General features: G+C 62.5%; 21 protein-coding genes. 14 read left to right on the top strand and 7 right to left on the bottom strand.

What is annotated here, in order from left to right; all coding sequences use genetic code 11:
• The first annotated feature begins 54 nt into the window (after nucleotides 1–54).
• Nucleotides 55–273, top strand: coding sequence for a hypothetical protein (locus tag HNQ36_RS07585; protein ID WP_184083560.1), 219 nt, complete (start codon nucleotides 55–57; stop codon nucleotides 271–273).
• Here the strand turns inward: HNQ36_RS07585 and HNQ36_RS07580 are convergent.
• Nucleotides 270–719, bottom strand: a complete 450-nt coding sequence (locus HNQ36_RS07580; protein WP_184083558.1) for a winged helix-turn-helix transcriptional regulator — start codon at nucleotides 717–719, stop codon at nucleotides 270–272. The two genes, HNQ36_RS07585 and HNQ36_RS07580, sit on opposite strands and share 4 nt — an antisense overlap.
• Nucleotides 720–834: 115 nt before the next feature.
• On the opposite strand from HNQ36_RS07580, the gene HNQ36_RS07575 reads away from it, so the two are divergent.
• On the top strand, nucleotides 835–1,608 hold the full coding sequence (locus tag HNQ36_RS07575; protein WP_184083556.1) for an SDR family NAD(P)-dependent oxidoreductase: 774 nt from the start codon (nucleotides 835–837) through the stop codon (nucleotides 1,606–1,608).
• Nucleotides 1,609–1,743: 135 nt separating this feature from the next.
• Nucleotides 1,744–2,247, top strand: a complete 504-nt coding sequence (locus HNQ36_RS07570) for an anthrone oxygenase family protein (RefSeq protein WP_184083554.1) — start codon at nucleotides 1,744–1,746, stop codon at nucleotides 2,245–2,247.
• On the opposite strand, the gene dprA is transcribed toward HNQ36_RS07570, so the two are convergent.
• Complete coding sequence (gene dprA / locus HNQ36_RS07565; protein WP_184083552.1) at nucleotides 2,248–3,372, bottom strand: DNA-processing protein DprA; 1,125 nt, start codon at nucleotides 3,370–3,372, stop codon at nucleotides 2,248–2,250.
• A gap of 238 nt (nucleotides 3,373–3,610) precedes the next feature.
• Here dprA and HNQ36_RS07560 point away from each other — a divergent pair, with 238 nt between their 5' ends.
• Nucleotides 3,611–3,895 (top strand): BrnA antitoxin family protein, encoded by a 285-nt coding sequence (locus tag HNQ36_RS07560; protein WP_184083550.1) that lies wholly within the window; start codon nucleotides 3,611–3,613, stop codon nucleotides 3,893–3,895.
• Nucleotides 3,896–4,005: 110 nt separating this feature from the next.
• Here HNQ36_RS07560 and plsY read toward each other — a convergent pair whose 3' ends face one another.
• From plsY to HNQ36_RS07545, 3 genes are all read right to left on the bottom strand, one after another.
• Nucleotides 4,006–4,596: a glycerol-3-phosphate 1-O-acyltransferase PlsY gene (gene plsY, locus HNQ36_RS07555; protein ID WP_184083548.1), complete on the bottom strand. Its 591-nt coding sequence runs from the start codon at nucleotides 4,594–4,596 to the stop codon at nucleotides 4,006–4,008.
• Between the two features lie 104 nt (nucleotides 4,597–4,700).
• Nucleotides 4,701–6,002, bottom strand: a complete 1,302-nt coding sequence (locus tag HNQ36_RS07550; protein ID WP_184083546.1) for a dihydroorotase — start codon at nucleotides 6,000–6,002, stop codon at nucleotides 4,701–4,703.
• 5 nt (nucleotides 6,003–6,007) lie between these two features.
• Nucleotides 6,008–6,961, bottom strand: a complete 954-nt coding sequence (locus tag HNQ36_RS07545; RefSeq protein WP_046826716.1) for an aspartate carbamoyltransferase catalytic subunit — start codon at nucleotides 6,959–6,961, stop codon at nucleotides 6,008–6,010.
• 263 nt (nucleotides 6,962–7,224) lie between these two features.
• Here HNQ36_RS07545 and HNQ36_RS07540 point away from each other — a divergent pair, with 263 nt between their 5' ends.
• The 4 genes from HNQ36_RS07540 (at nucleotide 7,225) to HNQ36_RS07525 (ending at nucleotide 10,945) form a co-directional block, all read left to right on the top strand.
• Complete coding sequence (locus HNQ36_RS07540; protein WP_246395306.1) at nucleotides 7,225–7,965, top strand: M15 family metallopeptidase; 741 nt, start codon at nucleotides 7,225–7,227, stop codon at nucleotides 7,963–7,965.
• 94 nt (nucleotides 7,966–8,059) lie between these two features.
• A complete protein-coding gene (locus HNQ36_RS07535; RefSeq protein WP_184083542.1) occupies nucleotides 8,060–8,335 on the top strand; it encodes a hypothetical protein in 276 nt (91 codons plus the stop codon).
• 66 nt (nucleotides 8,336–8,401) lie between these two features.
• Complete coding sequence (locus HNQ36_RS07530) at nucleotides 8,402–10,051, top strand: acyl-CoA dehydrogenase family protein (RefSeq protein WP_184083540.1); 1,650 nt, start codon at nucleotides 8,402–8,404, stop codon at nucleotides 10,049–10,051.
• A gap of 111 nt (nucleotides 10,052–10,162) precedes the next feature.
• Nucleotides 10,163–10,945, top strand: coding sequence for a CPBP family intramembrane glutamic endopeptidase (locus HNQ36_RS07525; protein ID WP_184083538.1), 783 nt, complete (start codon nucleotides 10,163–10,165; stop codon nucleotides 10,943–10,945).
• A 3-nt stretch (nucleotides 10,946–10,948) separates the two neighbouring features.
• On the opposite strand, the gene HNQ36_RS07520 is transcribed toward HNQ36_RS07525, so the two are convergent.
• Both HNQ36_RS07520 and ruvX read right to left on the bottom strand, forming a co-directional pair.
• Entirely contained in the window at nucleotides 10,949–11,875 is a 927-nt protein-coding gene (locus HNQ36_RS07520) for an AEC family transporter (protein WP_184083536.1), read from the bottom strand.
• A 3-nt stretch (nucleotides 11,876–11,878) separates the two neighbouring features.
• On the bottom strand, nucleotides 11,879–12,370 hold the full coding sequence (gene ruvX / locus HNQ36_RS07515) for a Holliday junction resolvase RuvX (protein WP_184083534.1): 492 nt from the start codon (nucleotides 12,368–12,370) through the stop codon (nucleotides 11,879–11,881).
• 196 nt (nucleotides 12,371–12,566) lie between these two features.
• Between ruvX and HNQ36_RS07510 the strand changes: the two genes are divergently transcribed.
• The 6 genes from HNQ36_RS07510 (at nucleotide 12,567) to HNQ36_RS07485 (ending at nucleotide 16,709) form a co-directional block, all read left to right on the top strand.
• Nucleotides 12,567–13,649 carry an NAD(P)H-dependent flavin oxidoreductase gene (locus HNQ36_RS07510; protein ID WP_184083532.1) on the top strand — a complete coding sequence of 361 codons (1,083 nt, stop codon included), beginning with the start codon at nucleotides 12,567–12,569 and terminating at the stop codon, nucleotides 13,647–13,649.
• Between the two features lie 157 nt (nucleotides 13,650–13,806).
• Complete coding sequence (locus tag HNQ36_RS07505) at nucleotides 13,807–14,268, top strand: PAS domain-containing protein (RefSeq protein WP_184083530.1); 462 nt, start codon at nucleotides 13,807–13,809, stop codon at nucleotides 14,266–14,268.
• Between the two features lie 156 nt (nucleotides 14,269–14,424).
• The gene (gene gatC / locus HNQ36_RS07500; protein ID WP_046826708.1) at nucleotides 14,425–14,712 is read left to right on the top strand and encodes an Asp-tRNA(Asn)/Glu-tRNA(Gln) amidotransferase subunit GatC; all 288 of its coding nucleotides are present in this window, start codon (nucleotides 14,425–14,427) and stop codon (nucleotides 14,710–14,712) included.
• Between the two features lie 15 nt (nucleotides 14,713–14,727).
• Nucleotides 14,728–14,916 (top strand): hypothetical protein, encoded by a 189-nt coding sequence (locus tag HNQ36_RS07495; RefSeq protein WP_019196767.1) that lies wholly within the window; start codon nucleotides 14,728–14,730, stop codon nucleotides 14,914–14,916.
• A complete protein-coding gene (gatA, locus tag HNQ36_RS07490; RefSeq protein WP_184083527.1) occupies nucleotides 14,917–16,395 on the top strand; it encodes an Asp-tRNA(Asn)/Glu-tRNA(Gln) amidotransferase subunit GatA in 1,479 nt (492 codons plus the stop codon).
• On the top strand, nucleotides 16,395–16,709 hold the full coding sequence (locus HNQ36_RS07485; RefSeq protein ID WP_184083525.1) for a chorismate mutase: 315 nt from the start codon (nucleotides 16,395–16,397) through the stop codon (nucleotides 16,707–16,709). Before gatA ends, HNQ36_RS07485 begins: the two co-directional genes overlap by 1 nt.
• Nucleotides 16,710–16,742: the final 33 nt, after the last annotated feature.

Below are 16,742 nucleotides of genomic sequence, written 5' to 3'. Positions count from 1 at the left end.
TCATAAAATACGCTTAAAAAGACTAGATTCCCTTGGTTTTTGAAGGGATGCCGGATGGCCGCTCGCGATAGTCGCGCCGATGTGTTGCTGACCGATTCAAGTGCCAAGGACGGCGGTCCAGCCGAGGCGGCAGGCGTCATTTCGGAGGCTATTGCGGAACTGGCGCAGCTCTCGCGCCGCCATCGTCTCGACATGCTGGCGCACCTGCTCGATATGGCGCAACTCGAAGCGGATGAGTTCGTCAGGCGGCGACTGACGTCCGGCGAATTCTAGGCTGGCGCCGGAGCCACGACCTTGGTGTCGGTCTGATCCAGCAAGCGGCCGTCCTGGGCTCGGATCTGCAATTTGCCGAGCGGTAATCCGTTCTTTCGATCGACCAGCGAACTGCAAGTTTCGCCCGGTTTAAAGGCATATTCTTCACCCCACTGCCGCAAGGCGACCAGCACCGGAAACAGCGCGCGGGCTTTCTCCGTCGGCACATAATCTTGATAGGCGCTGCCGTCCGAAGCCGGCTGCACCTCGAGGATCCCTTGCGCCACCAAAGAGCGCAGCCGCACTGTCAGGATATTCTTCGCAACACCAAGATTTTTCTGAAACTGGCTGAAGCGCCGCGCGCCGATCAGCGCATCGCGGATGATCAGCAGCGACCACCAGTCGCCGATGGCGTCCAGCGTCCGCGCGATGGGGCACAGATCGCCCTGAAGACTCTTTCGTTTCACCGCTTGACCCTCCGGTCACGACATTGTGGTTGCATTATAGAACTAGAAGCATTATCCAGCAAGAATAGTTTTATTATGAAACCAGAAACCAAGCCAATCAAAACAGGAGCGTTCCATGAGGCTTAAGGGCAAAACGGCATTCATTACGGGCGGCAACAGCGGCATCGGCCTCGCCACCGCGAAGTTGTTCGCGGCTGAAGGGGCGCGCGTGGCGATCACGGGGCGGGATCAGGCCAGACTCGATTCCGCAGTGGCGGAACTGGGGCCGAACGGTTTCGGCATCAAAGCCGACGCCACCGATGTCGCGCAGCTCGAAGATGCAGTGGCGCAGGCGGTGAAAAAATTCGGCAAGCTCGACATCGTGTTTGCCAATGCGGGCATCGCGGGCAACACGCCGGTGGGCGGCACGACGCTCGCGGCGTTCGAGAATGTCATCAAGACAAACCTCACGGCCGTGTTCTTCACGGTGCAGGCTGCCGAGCCGCATCTCAACGACAATGCGTCGATCATTCTCAACGGGTCGGTGATTTCGGTGCTCGGCAATCCGGGCTACTCGGCTTATGCGGCGACCAAGGCCGGCGTGCGTGCGATGGCGCGCGTGATGGCGTCCGAACTTTCGCCGCGGGGCATCCGCGTCAATGTCGTTGCACCGGGCGGCACGCGCACGCCGATATGGGGACCGGGCATTGCGACACCGCAGGCGGAGCAGGCGCTTGAGGCGCGTATCTCACGTTCGACACCGCTCGGCCGGATGGGCGAAGCCGATCACATCGCCAAGACCGTACTGTTCCTCGCATCCGATGATGCTGCGCATGTGCAGGGTCAGGAAATTTTCGTCGATGGCGGATCGACATCGTCTCCCGCCGGGGCACCGATTTATCGCGGGTAATGTTCCGCGCGATTCCGGATGGCCTTCAGCACGCAAGGCCATCCGGAATAGCCTCTCGCAGGAACCTGCGCGTTCTCACATGCGTTATCGCCGTGAAGCCCAAAGCCGGGGGCGGATCGAACGGCGGGACAACGCATGTTCCAGTTCCTTCAAGTCTTCACGCTGGTTCTCGTCGCATCCACGCTTTCGTTCTCGCTGGCCCATGTCGGCGAATGGCCGGGAAAGTTGCGTTTGAATCGGGACGACTATTTCACCACGCAAACGATCTACTATCCGGGTTTCACGATCGGCGGCATCAGCGAGCCAGTCGCGATCCTCTTCTTGACTGCCCTTGTCGTTTCAACCCGGTGGGAAAGCCCGGCGTTCGGCTGGCTGCTCGCCGCGCTGGCTTCAATGATCGTGATGCATCTCGTTTTCTGGCTGGTGACGCAACCGGTCAACAAGATCTGGCTACGGGACCAGGAATTGGCGGAGGCCGGTACCGCTTTCTTTAATCAGAAGAAAAAACCGGATCCGGCCAAATCTGCCGATTGGACGAAGCTGCGCGACCGATGGGAGTATTCCCACGCCGCCCGGGCGCTGTTCGCACTGCTCGGATTGATCTTTCTCGGGATCGCGATCACATCGCAGTCCGCCTGATTACAGCAGCGACACCATCCCACCGCCGTGACGTTCCAGCCGTCCCGCGAGTTCAAGCTCCAGCAAGACGGTGCGCACCACAGCGGCCGAAACATCCGTCATGCGGATCAGATCGTCGATGCCGATAGGCGATGGACCGAGCAGGCTGACGATGCGCGCGCGGTCGTTGGCCGCAGGCTCATCGTCCATCGCCGGGTGCTGATCGGATTCGCTCATCGGCAATTCGACCGGACGCCCCATGATCGGCTGAACCGCGTTGATGACGTCGTCGGCTTCCGTCACCAGTGTCGCGCCCTGCTTGATGAGGTCGTTGGTGCCGGCGGCGCGCGGATCGAGCGGCGAGCCGGGCACGGCGAACACCTCGCGGCCCTGTTCGTTGGCGAAGCGAGCGGTGATCAGAGAACCTGAACGATGCGCGGCCTCGACAATCACGACGCCGAGCGCGACGCCGGAGATCAGACGATTGCGCCGGGGAAAATCCCGCGCACGCGGGCCGTGGCCGAGCGGCATCTCGGAAATTGCGCCGCTTCCGGACGAGATGATCGCCGCCAGCAGATCTTCATGTTCAGCCGGATAGATCTTGTCATGACCGCCTGCGAGCACGGCGACGGTGCCGGTCTCGAGCGTCACGCGATGCGCGGCCTGATCGATGCCGCGCGCTAGTCCCGAGGCGATGGCAAATCCCGCGCTGCCGAGGTCGCGCGCGATGGTTTGCGCGAACTTGAGTCCCGCGCCGGACGCGTTGCGCGAGCCGACGATGCCGATCATGGGCTGGGTCTGGACGTTGAGGACGCCGCGCACACCGAGCAGCGGCGGAGAGTCGTCGATCAGCGCGAGGCGCGGCGGATAGCCGTATTCACCCGGCGCGAGCAGGGCGACGCCGATCCGCCGGCTGTTGTCGATCTCGCGCTCCGCCTCCAGCTGCGTGCAGATGCGGCCAACCCTGGACGCGCCGCCGCGTTGCGCCAGACCGGTCAGGCGGTCGAGTGCCGCGCGTGCACTGCCGAAATGATTGACGAGGGAGCGGAAGGTGCGCGGCCCGACATTGTCGGAACGGATCAGCCGCAGCCAGTCGATGCGCTGTGCGTCGGTCAGTCTGGTCGTGGCTGGAGTCTTGATGTCCACGCGGCCCCCGTGGACGGGGAGTGTGATGCAAGTTTGGGAACGAGACAACCGACGTTCGTCATGCCCGCGCTTGTCGCGGGCATCCACATCTTCTCATCTATCAAGGGTAAAGACGTGGATGGCCGGGACGAGCCCGGCCATGACGATTGAGCGATGATTTGTAATCGCGCCCGAGTGCTTGATTATTTGGGGGTACAACAATAAATTGAACGTCGGGTTTTCCACTATGCGAGGAAACATGCCCCGCAAGAAAGATAAGTCGGTGATATTCGACGACGACAATCCGGAATGGACGAAGGAAGATTTCGCTCGGGCGACGAAGTTTCCGCCGGGCACGAAACTCGCCGACGCTGTGGCCATCATCATGCGTCAGCGCGGACGGCCGAAACTCGACAAGCCGAAAGAGGCGATCAAGCTGCGGCTCGATGCCGATGTTCTGGAAGCCTACCGCAAGACCGGCGATGGCTGGCAGACGCGCATCAATGCGGATTTGCGCAAGGCGAGGAAGCTGAAGGCAGGTTAACCCAGCATTCTTATCCAGAAAGGAAATTGCCGCGTGCCAACGATACGAGAGACAATTGCACCTTGCTCAGCTTGTGTGAGAAGCACGAACTATAAAGTCTGACTCAACAATCAGGATTTCTTCCCGATCTTGCCCTCGGTCCCGTTCATCAGCCGCGTGATGTTGGCGCGGTGCATGATCCACAGCACAGCGGTCAATCCCGCGAACACGGCAGCGAGCGCCGTATGTTGCGACCAGAGCAGCATGACCGGCACCACGACACTGGCGACGAGGGCCGCCAGCGACGAGTAGCGGAAGATCAGCGCCACCGCGATCCAGATCGCGCAGAACGCCAGTGCGGCAGGCCAGAACAGGCCAAGCAGGATGCCGATGTAGGTGGCGACGCCTTTGCCGCCCTTGAACTTGAGCCACACCGGAAAAAGATGCCCGACGAAGGCGCCGACGCCGGCGGCAATCGCGGCGTCAGGCCCGCCGAAATATCCGGCGGCGATCACGGCGACCGTACCCTTGAGCATGTCGCCGATCAGCGTCGCGGCTGCGAGGCCCTTGTTGCCGGTGCGCAGCACATTGGTTGCGCCGATGTTGCCTGAGCCGATCGAGCGCAGGTCTTGCGTTCCGGCGAGCTTGGTGAGGATCAGCCCGAAGGGGATCGAGCCGCACAGATAGCCGAAGGCCAGCGCCAGCAGGAGAGTGCCGATCATGTTGCCTCACTTCTCTTCTTCAAGACGCGCGCCCGAACGCAAAACCGGTGTCCACTTTTGCTGGGCGCGCTTATCAAAAACACGAGCGGACGCGCAGGCCGCGTTCACACATGCTCATAAACGGTGCGGCCGTCGACAATGGTGCGTGCGACGCGGCCGCTGAAGCGCGCTTCGTCGAACGGCGTATTCTTGCACTGCGATTTCAGGTCCGCAGGATCCAGCACCCATGGCGTATCGAGATCGATCACGATCACATCGGCGGGCGAACCCGGGCGCAGCGAACCGCCGGGTAGGCCCAGCAGTTCGGCAGGGCGGGTGGACATGGCGCGGATCAGCGTCTTGAGGTCGACTTCACCGGAATGAACCAAGCGCAAGCCTGCCGACAGCATGGTCTCGAGACCAATGGCGCCGTGAGCTGCTTCCGCGAACGGCAGACGCTTCACCTCGACGTCCTGCGGATTGTGATCCGACATGATGACGTCGATCAGGCCGGAGGCGAGGCCTGCCACCAGCGCGGCGCGATCCTGTTCGGTGCGCAGCGGCGGCGACAGCTTCAGGAAGGTGCGATAGGGGCCGATGTCGTTTTCGTTCAGCGTGATGTGGTTGATCGAGGCTGAGGCGCTGACGCCGAGACCGGCGTCCTTGGCGCGCTTGAGAACGTCGAGGGAGTCCGTGCAGGTCAGCGAAGCCGCGTGGTAACGCCCGCCGGTCAGCGCCACGAGGCGCATATCGCGTTCCAGCACCACGGCTTCCGACGCGTTCGGAATTCCGAACAGGCCCAGCCGCGAGGCGAATTCGCCCTCGTTCATCACGCCTTCACCGACAAGGTTCGGATCTTCGGTGTGATGCACGATCAGCGCATCGAAATCGCGGGCGTAGGTCAATGCACGACGCATCACCAGCGCATTCATCACGCTCTTGTCGCCGTCGGTGAAAGCGACCGCGCCTGCCGCCTTGAGCAGGCCGATCTCGGTCATTTCCTCGCCCTTCATGCCCTTGGTCAGCGCGGCCATGGGATGGATGTTGACGATGGCGGTGTCGCGGGCGCGGCGCAGGATGAAATCCACCGTCGCGGAATTGTCGATCACCGGCTTGGTGTCGGGCTGGCAGACAATGGTGGTGATGCCGCCCGCAGCCGCTGCGAGACTTGCGGACGCAAAGGTCTCGCGATGGCCTGCACCCGGCTCACCGACGAAGGCCCGCATATCCACGAGGCCGGGGGCCACGACCTTGCCGGCGCAATTAACAATGTCTGTGCCTTCGGGCACGCCGGCAGCACCAATGCCCCGCCGCGCGTCGCGGATGGTGCCGTCGGCAATCAGCACATCGCCGGGGCCGTCGAGATCGCGCGAGGGATCGATCAGGCGGGCGTTGGCAAGCAGGATGGGGCGGCGATCTGTGCGCATGTGCTTCACGCGTTGGGCAGGTTGCGGGCGAGCGCTTCAAGCACCGCCATGCGCACCGCCACACCCATTTCGACCTGTTCGCGGATCAGCGACTGCGCGCCGTCCGCCACGATGGAGTCGATCTCGACGCCTCTGTTCATCGGCCCGGGATGCATCACCAGCGCTTCGGGCTTGGCATAACCGAGCTTCTTCTGGTCGAGGCCGTAGTAGTGAAAGTATTCCGAACTTGACGGCACGAACGAGCCGTTCATGCGCTCGCGTTGCAGCCGCAGCATCATGACGATGTCCGCGCCTTCGAGTCCCTCGCGCATGTCGCGCGCAACCTCGACGCCCATGCGCTCGATGCCGGGCGGCAGCAGGGTCGAGGGCGCAACCACGCGCACGCGCGCGCCCATCGCGTTCAGCAGGATGATGTTGGAGCGGGCGACGCGCGAATGCAGCACGTCGCCGCAGATCGCCACTAGCAGGCCCTCGATGTGGCCCTTGTTGCGGCGGATGGTGAGCGCGTCGAGCAGCGCTTGCGTTGGATGTTCATGCGCGCCGTCGCCGGCATTGATGACCGAGCCGTCGACTTTCTGGGCGAGCAGTTCCACCGCGCCGGACGCATGATGGCGCACCACCAGAATGTCCGGGTGCATGGCGTTGAGCGTCACGGCCGTGTCCATCAGCGTCTCGCCCTTGCGGATCGAGGAGGACGACACCGACATGTTCATGACGTCCGCGCCGAGCCGCTTGCCCGCAATCTCGAACGAGGATTGCGTGCGCGTCGAGGCTTCGAAGAACAGATTGACCTGGGTGCGGCCGCGCAGATTGGTGCGCTTCTTGTCCACCTGCCGGTTCAGTTCGACGAACTCTTCGGACAGGTCCAGAAGGCCGCTGATGTCGGCCGCGGAAAGGCCCTCGATACCCAGCAAATGCCGGTGTCCGAGGACAAAACTCGATTTCGATGCAGTTGTCATTAAAGCAAGAGCTATAGGCAGACTTGCCCGGGTGAGCAAGGTGGATTCGGCGGTTGCGGAGTTTTCCCCCGCTCATGTCCGGGCAGGGTAAATGCTTCATTTTTGGGAAGAATCGAGGGTGTCGCGATCCCTCCATTGTCATGCCCGGCTTTATGCCGGGCATCCACGTCTTTAGGATGTAGCCAAGACGTGGATGGCCGGAACAAGTCCCCGGCCATGACGAAAACCCCGAATGTGGAACGATGAAACACGCCTTCGCAGCAATGTTGGCAGCAGGTGGCATGCTCGCTGCAATCGCCGGTATTGCGCTTGCCGCCCAGCCGCTGCCCGCCGGTTTCGTCTATCTGCGCGATATCGATCCGACCATCCTTCAGGACATGCGTTACGCCACGGCGAACAATTTCGTCGGGCGTGTGCTGGACGGCTACGAGGCCGGCGAGTGCATCGTCACCCGCAGCGTCGGCGCCGCGCTGAAGCGGGTGCAGCAGGACCTCGTGCCGCGCGGACTCTCGCTGAAGATGTATGACTGCTATCGCCCGCAGCGCGCGGTCGATGATATGTATGCCTGGGCGCAGGATGGCCATGAGACGGCGGCGCAGCGCCGTTACAATCCGAAGATGCGCAAGGAGGATCTGTTCCGGCGCGGCTATATCGCGAGGCATTCCGGCCATTCGACCGGCAAGGCGGTGGATCTCACGCTGGTGCAATTGCCCGTGCCGAAGGTCGTGCCGTTCGATCCGACAGCTGCCTATGCCGATTGCACCGGATCGCAAAACCTTCGCGCGCCGGACGCGAGCGTCGATATGGGCACCGGCTACGATTGCTCGGACGAAAAGGCGCATACCGGCTCGAAGACGATCACACCGCAGCAGCGCACATGGCGCGAGACGCTGGTGAGCGCGATGGCGAAGCATGGGTTCGTGAATTTCCGGTTGGAATGGTGGCACTTTTCGCTGCCGGGGCCGGGCAATGCAGCGTTCGATTTCCCGGTGGCGAAGCGATAATTGCGGCGCGCGTGGGGTTGAATTTTGGCGGCTCAATCATAGCTTTGCCGAAGAGGCGCGCGACCCAGCGCGCCTGACTTGGAAAGGCCTCGTCATGAGCAGAGGCGGTATTACAGTCACGGCGATTCTCTTCGCGATCCTTGCGGCGACGGTCTGGTGGGCATGGCAGGGTTGGACCGCACACGCCGACGTGCAGATGTCGATCCACGGCTATATCGCGTTGGGACTGGGAGTTTTCTTCTCGCTTCTCATCGGGTTCGGTTTGATGGCGCTGACGTTCTACTCAAGCCGCCAGGGCTACGATGACCTGCCGCAGGCCAAGGAACCTCCTGGCGGCGGCAAAGAACCGACTCCGCGCAACATTCCGTAATCGAAGTGACGTGAAACACGCCGCGTTCCGGTATAGCCTGTCGTTCTCAATTTTCGGGAACGACTCATGGCGCAATCATCCCTGTCCGCAACGACCGAGGTTTTCAACCAGTCGCCTCCGTTTGAGGATGTCGATCTGTTCTCCCTCGACCGCCCGCTCGCGGAGGCCGTGACGGTCAATGGCGGAGAGGCCGCAACAGCGGAGCTTGCCGATTTCGGCAGGCATTGGGGCTCGGCAGCGATGGCGCAGCGCGGCCGCGTCGCCAACGAAAACACACCGAAGCTGAAGACCTTCGATGCGCGTGGCTTCCGCCGCGACGAGGTTGAATTCCATCCAGCCTATCATGAGTTGATGGCGAACAGCGCCCACGCCGGAATCCACAATTCCACATGGAATGAAAACGGCGAAGCGGCAGGCGGCGCATCCGAAGTTGTGCGCGGCGCGAAATTCTTCATCGCGGCGCAGGTCGAGACCGGGCACCTGTGTCCGATCACCATGACGCGCGCCGCAGTCGGTGCGCTGTCGGTCGATCCTGCATTGCGCGCGAAGGTGATGCCGGTACTTGGCACGCGCTCCTACGATCCGGCCTTTGCACCGTGGTGGACCAAGCGCGGCATGACTATGGGCATGGGCATGACCGAGAAGCAGGGGGGCACCGATGTGCGCGCCAACATCACGCGCGCGGTGCGTGACGGCGACGCATACCGTATCACCGGGCACAAGTGGTTCATGTCGGCACCGATGTGCGACGCGTTCCTCGTTCTCGCGCAGGCGGAAGGCGGACTGACCTGTTTCTTCATGCCGCGCTTCGCGCCGGACGGCTCGGTCAACGGGATTCAATTTCAGCGCCTGAAGGACAAACTCGGTAACCGCTCTAACGCGTCGTCGGAAGTGGTGTTCGAGAACGCCCACGCGCTGCGGCTCGGCGAAGAGGGGCGAGGCGTGCCGACGATTATCCAGATGGTTTCGCTGACCCGGCAGGATTGTTCGCTGGCATCGGCGGGTCTGATGCGTTCGGGGCTGGCGCATGCGCTCCACCACGCACGCCACCGCAGCGTGTTCCAGAAACATCTAGCTGATCAGCCGCTCATGCGCAGCGTGCTCGCCGACATGGCGCTGCATGTGGAAGCATCCACGGCGCTGGTGATGCGCCTGTGCCGATCGTTCGACCGCGCGCCCACGGACAAGGCGGAGGCGGCGTATATGCGGCTGCTGACGCCGGTGGTGAAATACTGGACCTGCAAGAGCGCGCCGGGATTTCTCTACGAGGCGATGGAGTGCCTCGGCGGCAACGGTTACGTCGAGGAAGGCATCCTGGCGCGGCATTACCGGGAGTCGCCGGTCAATGCGATCTGGGAGGGCTCCGGCAACGTGATGTGCCTTGATGTGCTGCGCGCCTTGTCGCGCGAAGCCGATGCCGCGGCCGATGTGCTGCGCGGCCTTGTCGAACAGACCAAGGGATTGCCGGGTGTGGTCGAGGCGGTCGGCTTCATCGCGAAGTCGTTTCGCCAGCCCGACGCAGAGCGCGTCGCGCGGCTCGCGGTGGAGAAGCTCGCGCTGGTCGCAGCCGCCGCCGCGCTCAATGAAGTCTCGCCGAAGCACGCCGAACTATTCGCGGCGACGCGGCTCGATGCCGATCACGGCGCTCTCTACGGCGCGGTCGACCTTGCCAATGATGACATTGGCGGTCTGCTGGACCGTGCCTTGCCGGCGTGACCAGTTCGTCGCTGCGAGATCACTTCGCTTCGCTCGCAATGACGGAATGGATCATTAATGACTGCACCTCAAAATCAGCTCTGAGGCGACCAATAAGCTGGAGATCGGACCATGACTGCCGCTGAAAGCCCTGCCGGCCTTGCGCCTGTCTCGCCGCCGGGCAAAAGCCGCGAGCCGCGGGTCTGGAAATTCATCGGCACCAGTCTTTGGGGCATCGCGCTGTTCGGCGCGATGTTCGCCGGGCAGGTCGCGGTGGTTGGATGGTTTCTGATCAGCAGTGGCGAGCCGCTCGATACCAGTTCGATGACCGCACTACTCACCAACGGGCGCATCATTTCGCTCTCGGTCATCATGGGATTGCCGGCCATTCTCATCATGTTGTGGATCGCGACGAGGCTGTCGCGGACGCCGTTTGCCGACTATCTGGCTCTGCGCTGGACATCATGGCGCATGCTCGCAGTCGGTGTGGCAAGCTTGGTTCTGCTGATGGTGGTGTGGGAGATCATCAGCCGCGTCGCGGGACGTGAATCCTCGCCGGGTTTCATGACGGACGTGCTGAAAACGGCGCGGGCGGACGGCGCGCTATGGCTGCTGGTATTCGCGTTCTGCGTGGCCGCGCCGATCACGGAAGAGTTCTTCGCGCGCGGATTTCTCTATCGCGGCTGGTCGGAATCTTTTTTGGGGATCGGCGGAGCGATCCTGCTGTCGTCAGTGGTCTGGACCCTGATGCACATGCAGTACAGCTGGTTCTTTCTGGCGCAGGTGTTTTCCATCGGATTGCTGCTCGGCTATTTGCGCTATCTGAGCGGCTCGACGTGGCTGGTGGTGGTCCTGCACGGCCTCAACAATCTGGCTGCAACGGTGCAGACCATCTGGCTGGCGAACAATTCCTGAAAGTCAGGTCACCAGCGCGATGGCGATGGGCATGGTGACGATGGCGAGCGCCGTCTGCAACGTCAGGATCTCGGCAACCAGCGGTGCGTCGCCTCCCATCTGCCGTGCCAGTACATAGGCGCTCGACGCGGTCGGCACAGAGGCGCAGCAGGCGACAATCGCGAGGTTCGCGCCCGAAAGCCCGAACAAAAGACCGAGCGATATGGCCATGGCGGGCATCACCATCAGTTTCAGAACACACGATAGGATCGCGGGCGCGCCGGGGCGCAGGACGCCCCTCAGTTGAAGCCCCGCGCCGACAACAAGCAGTCCGAGCGCGAGCGAGGAGCGGCCGAGCGCATCGATGAATTCATCGATCCATGTCGGAAGAACCAGGCCAATGAGGTTGGCGGCCAGTCCTAGCGCGCAAGCCCAGATGAAGGGATTCTGCGCAATGGTGAGAAGAATGCGCCCCCATGACAGTCGCGTCGGCGCGGCGTAGTGCGCCAGCACCCAGACCGCCATGATGTTCAAAATCGGAATCATCGCCACCATCGCGACAGAGGCGAGGGTGAGTCCGATGTCGCCAAACAGATTTCCGGCGACGGCCAGCGCGACATAGGTTTGCCACCGGCAGGAGCACTGGAAGATCGAGGTAAATGAAGGGCCGCTCACGCCAAGCCGCCTCATCAGAACCGGCCGCAATGCGAGACAAAGCGTCGCCATCAACAGCACGGCAATCAGCAGGGCGCCGCCGACACCGAACAGCGGAACCTCTGAAAGCTTGGCGCGGCTGAGTGTCCGAAACAGAAGTGCAGGGAACAGCACGTAGTAGACGAGTTGCTCGGTGCCGGCCCAATGGGATTCTTCCTTCAGAAGAACGCGGCGCAGAACGAAGCCCATCACGATCAGCAAGAAGATCGGCACGATTGCCGCAATGATTGTCAGCATCGGTCAGTCTTCTCCCGTTGCTTTGCGCAACGTTGCGAGCCGATCCAGCGCACCCTGCAGGATGAAGATCGCCGCGTGTTCGTCGATCACCTTGGCGCGCTTGGCGCGGCTCATGTCCATCCCGATCAGTTCGCGCTCGACCGCGACAGTGGACAGGCGTTCGTCCCACAGGCCGATGGCAAGTTCGGTCAGTCTGGCGAAGTTCCGCGCGAACGCGCGCGTCGATTGCGCGCGCGGGCCTTCGCTGGCGTCCATGTTGATCGGCAGGCCGAGAATAAAGCCCACGACCTGGCGTTCGCCGGCCAAGGCCAGCAGCCGCGCGGCGTCGGCGGTAAAGGCCTTGCGCTGGATCGTCTCGATGCCGGTCGCGAGCTTGCGGTCGGGGTCGGACACGGCAACGCCAATGGTCTTGGTGCCGAGATCGAGCCCGATCAGGGCGCCTCGTGCAGGCCAGAGCGCGGCGGCTTCGATCAGCGGCAGAATGGGTGCAGGCATGGCCTTCGCTTAACACGCGCGATACAAACCTTGCAAAGCCGATAGGGCGATGGCGATGGGCCGGCGCGATATGGCCGTGATCGCGTTGCGGCGCTCGAACATGCAGGCTGGCGGATCGCGAAGGTTGAATTGGCAGCGGCCCATGGATTTGCCAGATATCGGCTCGATGATGCGCAATTGACGACGGAGACGAACGATGTGGCCGAATCGCAGACTGCTGGATCTCTTCAAGATCGAAATTCCCATCGTTCAGGCGCCGATGGCGTCGGCGATGGACGCCGACCTTGTCATTGCCGCCAGCGAGGCGGGCGCGCTCGGATCGCTACCGTGCGCGACGATTTCGGGCGAAAAGGCCCGCGAGCAGGTCGGCATCATCCGCCAGCGCGTCACCGCGCCGCTCAACATGAACTTCTTCTGCCATATGGCGGTGGCGGCCGACGCGGCGCGCGAGGCCAACTGGCGCAAGCGGCTTGCCTCCTACTACAAGGAATTGGGGCTTGATCCGGATGCCGAGGTGCCGGGCGCCAACCGCGCGCCGTTTGACGAGGCGATGTGCGCCCTGGTCGAGGAGACAAAGCCCGAGATCGTCAGCTTCCATTTCGGGCTGCCCGGAAAGGACATGCTGGCGCGGGTAAAAGCGGCTGGCTGTGTCGTCGTTGGCAGCGCGACCACTGTGAAGGAAGCGGTCTGGCTCGAGCAGAACGGCGCCGATGCCGTCATCGCGCAGGGCGCCGAGGCTGGCGGTCATCGCGGGATGTTCCTGACCCAGAACATCGCTTCGCAGCCGGGCACGATGTCGCTGGTGCCGCAGGTGGTGGACGCGGTGAAGGTGCCGGTCATTGCGGCTGGCGGAATCGCGGACGGGCGAGGGATCGCTGCGGCGTTCGCGTTGGGTGCGGCGGGGGTGCAGATTGGTACGGCCTATCTGCGGACGCCGGAATCCAAGGTCAGCGCTTTGGGGCAGGCGGCATTGGCAGCCGCGGCGGACGATGCCACCGTCATCACCAACGTCATGACGGGCCGCCCGGCTCGCGGTGTCGCCAATCGCCTGATGCGCGAGGTCGGTCCGGTATCTCCGGATGCGCCGGCGTTCCCGCACGCGGCGACGGCGTTGGCGCCGTTGAAGGGCGCTGCGGAGAAACTGGGACGGGTGGATTTCACCAATCTCTGGGCTGGCCAGTCGGTGGCGCTTGGGCGTCAGATCGGTGCGGCCGAGCTCACGCGCGCGCTGGCGGCAGAAACTTTCGAATGCCTTGAGCGGTTGAAGGAACAAAAATGATTCTGAATTGTTGTTCAGCGGGATGATGTCTGCATTCGCTCCGGGCGGTTGCAACTTGCTATCTAGGTTTCGTATTCCGCTGGGACTTCCATTGAATCATCAAAGTTCGCCAGATTTCGAAGGCCGCAGCCAAATTCGCTGCGTCCAGCAAATAGGAATGCTGAAGTTGTGGGAGCGCTTGAAAGGCGCTGCCGAACTGCCTGACGTGGCAGCGGTGCAAGGCTACGACCTTGAGCGTGTCCGCGACAAGCTGATGCTGCTCGATGTGGTCTGGCGCGACGGCGAGCCGTCCTACCTGATCCGGTTTCAGGGCGCGGACTTCAGCAAGATGCACAACCGCGATTGCACCGGCCTGTTCCTCGACGAGGTGATGGCGCCTGCGGTGCGCGAGCGCGGCCTTAAGGCATACCGGATGGTGGTGGATCGGCGCATTCCGGCGTTCACATCGACACCGGTGCGGAATTCGGACGGCGAGACGGTGCACTACGAGCGCCTGCTGTTGCCTTTCACCACGACCGGGCCTGGCGTCGAACACATTCAGTGTGCGATCACGTTGTTCGCCGAGGAGAACCATTCTCCGTTCGACGTGATGCGGGAGGGGCGTTCGCGGGTGACGTGATGTGTTCCGGTATTCGCGTCGGGAAATTCTCCAAGCTATTGACATTATTTCACTAATTTATTGGTCGCCTCGCTTTCGCGACTTATTTGGCGTTGGCGATCCCCGCCGAATGTTCTATGAGGGCGGCTGAATAGAGCCGTCCGGAGTCGTTAGAATATGTCAGTCGATGCCGCCACCGTCCGCCGGATCGCGCACCTTGCGCGCATCGCCGTCAAGGAAGACGAAGTCTCGCATCTGCAGGGCGAACTGAACGCGATGCTGGCCTTCGTCGAGCAGTTGACTGAGGTGGATATCGACGGCGTCGAGCCGATGACTTCCGTGACGCCGATGGAAATGAAGAAGCGCGCGGACGTGGTCAGCGACGGTGAGATTCCCGCCAAGGTTCTCGCCAACGCGCCCGCGACCGAAGATCACTTCTTCCTGGTGCCCAAAGTCGTCGAATAACCCGAGGCGGATGCCATGTGCCTGTTGTGCAGCGACGAGAAGGCTTACGCGGCCTACATGACTTATCTCGACGAGATGGAGCGGCAGGGAAAGAATGTCGATCCCGACAAGGCCATCGACGCGGTAATCGACATGCTCGAAGCCGAGGCATCCAAAGCCAAAAAGAACAAATCTCCCTTTCACTGCGACCCGATTGAAGAATGAATGACTGATCTGACTTCACTGACGCTCGCCGATGCCCGCGAGGGGCTGACGCAGAAATCCTTCACTGCGCTTGAACTGACCGACGCGCATCTGGCCGCGATGGAAAAGGCGCGCGTGCTCAATGCCTATGTGCTGGAGACGCCGGAGCAGGCGCGCGCGCAGGCGCGTGCAGCAGATGCGACCATCGCCAAGGGTAATGCGGGCCCGCTCGCCGGAATTCCTCTCGGGGTGAAGGACCTGTTCGCCACCACCGACGTGCGCGCAACGGCGTGCTCGAAGATTCTCGGCAACTTCATTCCCCCTTACGAATCCACCGTCACCTCTCAGCTCTGGCGCGACGGCGCAGTGATGCTCGGCAAGCTCAACTGTGACGAGTTCGCAATGGGATCGTCGAACGAGACCTCGGCGTTCGGTCCGGTGGTCAATCCGTGGCGGCGCGAAGGTTCAGACACCAATCTCGTTCCCGGCGGCTCGTCGGGCGGCTCGGCGTCGGCGGTCGCGGCCAATCTTTGTCTCGGTGCAACCGGCACCGACACCGGCGGTTCGATCCGTCAGCCCGCCGCGTTCACCGGCATCGTCGGGATCAAGCCGACTTACGGCCGCTGCTCGCGTTGGGGCATCGTGGCGTTTGCCTCGTCGCTCGATCAGGCCGGACCGTTCGCGCGCACGGTGCGCGACACCGCGATCCTGATGCGTTCGATGGCCGGTCACGATCCGAAGGATACAACGTCGGTGGATCGTCCCGTGCCGGACTATGAGGCAGCCATCGGCAAGTCGGTAAAGGGCATGAAGATCGGTATTCCGAAGGAATACCGCCTCGACGGCATGTCCGGCGAAATCGCCAAGCTCTGGGCGCAGGGCGCCGACTGGCTGAAGGCCGCAGGCGCTGAGCTTGTCGAGGTCTCGCTGCCGTACACCAAGTACGCGCTGCCGGCTTACTACGTCGTCGCGCCCGCTGAAGCGTCATCCAACCTCGCGCGCTATGACGGCGTGCGTTACGGCGCGCGCGTCAACGGCAAGAACATTGCGGAGATGTATGAGAACACCCGCGCTGCGGGTTTCGGTCCCGAGGTTCGCCGCCGCATCATGATCGGCACCTACGTGCTCTCGGCCGGTTACTACGACGCCTATTATCTGCGTGCGCAGAAGGTCCGCACGCTGATCAAGAAAGACTTCGAGGATGTGTTCGCCAAGGGAATTCACGCCATCCTGACGCCCGCGACGCCGTCCGCTGCGTTCGGCATCGGCGAAAAGGGCCAGGCCGATCCGATCGAGATGTATCTCAACGACATTTTCACGGTGACCGTGAACATGGCCGGACTGCCCGGCATCGCTGTGCCTGCGGGTAAGGACGGGCAGGGGCTGCCGCTTGGCCTGCAATTGATCGGCCGTCCGTTCGACGAGGAGACGCTGTTCTCGCTCGGCGAGGTGATCGAGCAGTCGGCTGGGCACTTCACCGCGAAAAAGTGGTGGGTTTGATGTCGTCCGGGCAGCAAAGTCTGTCAGGCCTGCGGCATACAATTGACCGGATCGATCGCGACATCGTCGCGCTGCTTGCCGAACGGGTCAGGTGCCTCGACCAGGTGATCGCCGTGAAGACCCGCGATGGCCTCCCGGCTGCCATTCCGGAACGGGTCGAGGAAGTTGTCGCTCACGTGCGCGCGGAGGCTGATGCTGTGGGTTTTCCGCCGGATATCGCCGAAAAGCTCTGGCGTAATCTGATCGACTGGTCGATCGCCTACGAGGACCGGCATCTCGGTGGAACCGCAAGCCCGGCCAAAGCGAAATCATGACGCCGAGTTTAAAGAAGCCTGTTTTTGAATTGC

The organism is Afipia massiliensis, from assembly GCF_014203115.1.
GTDB classification, from domain to species: Bacteria; Pseudomonadota; Alphaproteobacteria; order Rhizobiales; family Xanthobacteraceae; genus Afipia; species Afipia massiliensis.
This window is presented reverse-complemented; position numbering and strand designations above follow the sequence as displayed.

Excerpts from the sequence above, each read along its gene's own strand:
- HNQ36_RS07585 (WP_184083560.1), top strand. The coding sequence starts at position 55 with ATGGCCGCTCGCGATAGTCGCGCCGATGTGTTGCTGACCGATTCAAGT.
- HNQ36_RS07575 (WP_184083556.1), top strand. The coding sequence starts at position 835 with ATGAGGCTTAAGGGCAAAACGGCATTCATTACGGGCGGCAACAGCGGC.
- HNQ36_RS07570 (WP_184083554.1), top strand. The coding sequence starts at position 1,744 with ATGTTCCAGTTCCTTCAAGTCTTCACGCTGGTTCTCGTCGCATCCACG.
- HNQ36_RS07560 (WP_184083550.1), top strand. The coding sequence starts at position 3,611 with ATGCCCCGCAAGAAAGATAAGTCGGTGATATTCGACGACGACAATCCG.
- plsY (WP_184083548.1), bottom strand. The coding sequence starts at position 4,596 with ATGATCGGCACTCTCCTGCTGGCGCTGGCCTTCGGCTATCTGTGCGGC.
- HNQ36_RS07550 (WP_184083546.1), bottom strand. The coding sequence starts at position 6,002 with ATGCGCACAGATCGCCGCCCCATCCTGCTTGCCAACGCCCGCCTGATC.
- HNQ36_RS07545 (WP_046826716.1), bottom strand. The coding sequence starts at position 6,961 with ATGACAACTGCATCGAAATCGAGTTTTGTCCTCGGACACCGGCATTTG.
- HNQ36_RS07540 (WP_246395306.1), top strand. The coding sequence starts at position 7,225 with ATGTTGGCAGCAGGTGGCATGCTCGCTGCAATCGCCGGTATTGCGCTT.
- HNQ36_RS07535 (WP_184083542.1), top strand. The coding sequence starts at position 8,060 with ATGAGCAGAGGCGGTATTACAGTCACGGCGATTCTCTTCGCGATCCTT.
- HNQ36_RS07530 (WP_184083540.1), top strand. The coding sequence starts at position 8,402 with ATGGCGCAATCATCCCTGTCCGCAACGACCGAGGTTTTCAACCAGTCG.
- HNQ36_RS07525 (WP_184083538.1), top strand. The coding sequence starts at position 10,163 with ATGACTGCCGCTGAAAGCCCTGCCGGCCTTGCGCCTGTCTCGCCGCCG.
- HNQ36_RS07520 (WP_184083536.1), bottom strand. The coding sequence starts at position 11,875 with ATGCTGACAATCATTGCGGCAATCGTGCCGATCTTCTTGCTGATCGTG.
- ruvX (WP_184083534.1), bottom strand. The coding sequence starts at position 12,370 with ATGCCTGCACCCATTCTGCCGCTGATCGAAGCCGCCGCGCTCTGGCCT.
- HNQ36_RS07510 (WP_184083532.1), top strand. The coding sequence starts at position 12,567 with ATGTGGCCGAATCGCAGACTGCTGGATCTCTTCAAGATCGAAATTCCC.
- HNQ36_RS07505 (WP_184083530.1), top strand. The coding sequence starts at position 13,807 with ATGCTGAAGTTGTGGGAGCGCTTGAAAGGCGCTGCCGAACTGCCTGAC.
- gatC (WP_046826708.1), top strand. The coding sequence starts at position 14,425 with ATGTCAGTCGATGCCGCCACCGTCCGCCGGATCGCGCACCTTGCGCGC.
- HNQ36_RS07495 (WP_019196767.1), top strand. The coding sequence starts at position 14,728 with ATGTGCCTGTTGTGCAGCGACGAGAAGGCTTACGCGGCCTACATGACT.
- gatA (WP_184083527.1), top strand. The coding sequence starts at position 14,917 with ATGACTGATCTGACTTCACTGACGCTCGCCGATGCCCGCGAGGGGCTG.
- HNQ36_RS07485 (WP_184083525.1), top strand. The coding sequence starts at position 16,395 with ATGTCGTCCGGGCAGCAAAGTCTGTCAGGCCTGCGGCATACAATTGAC.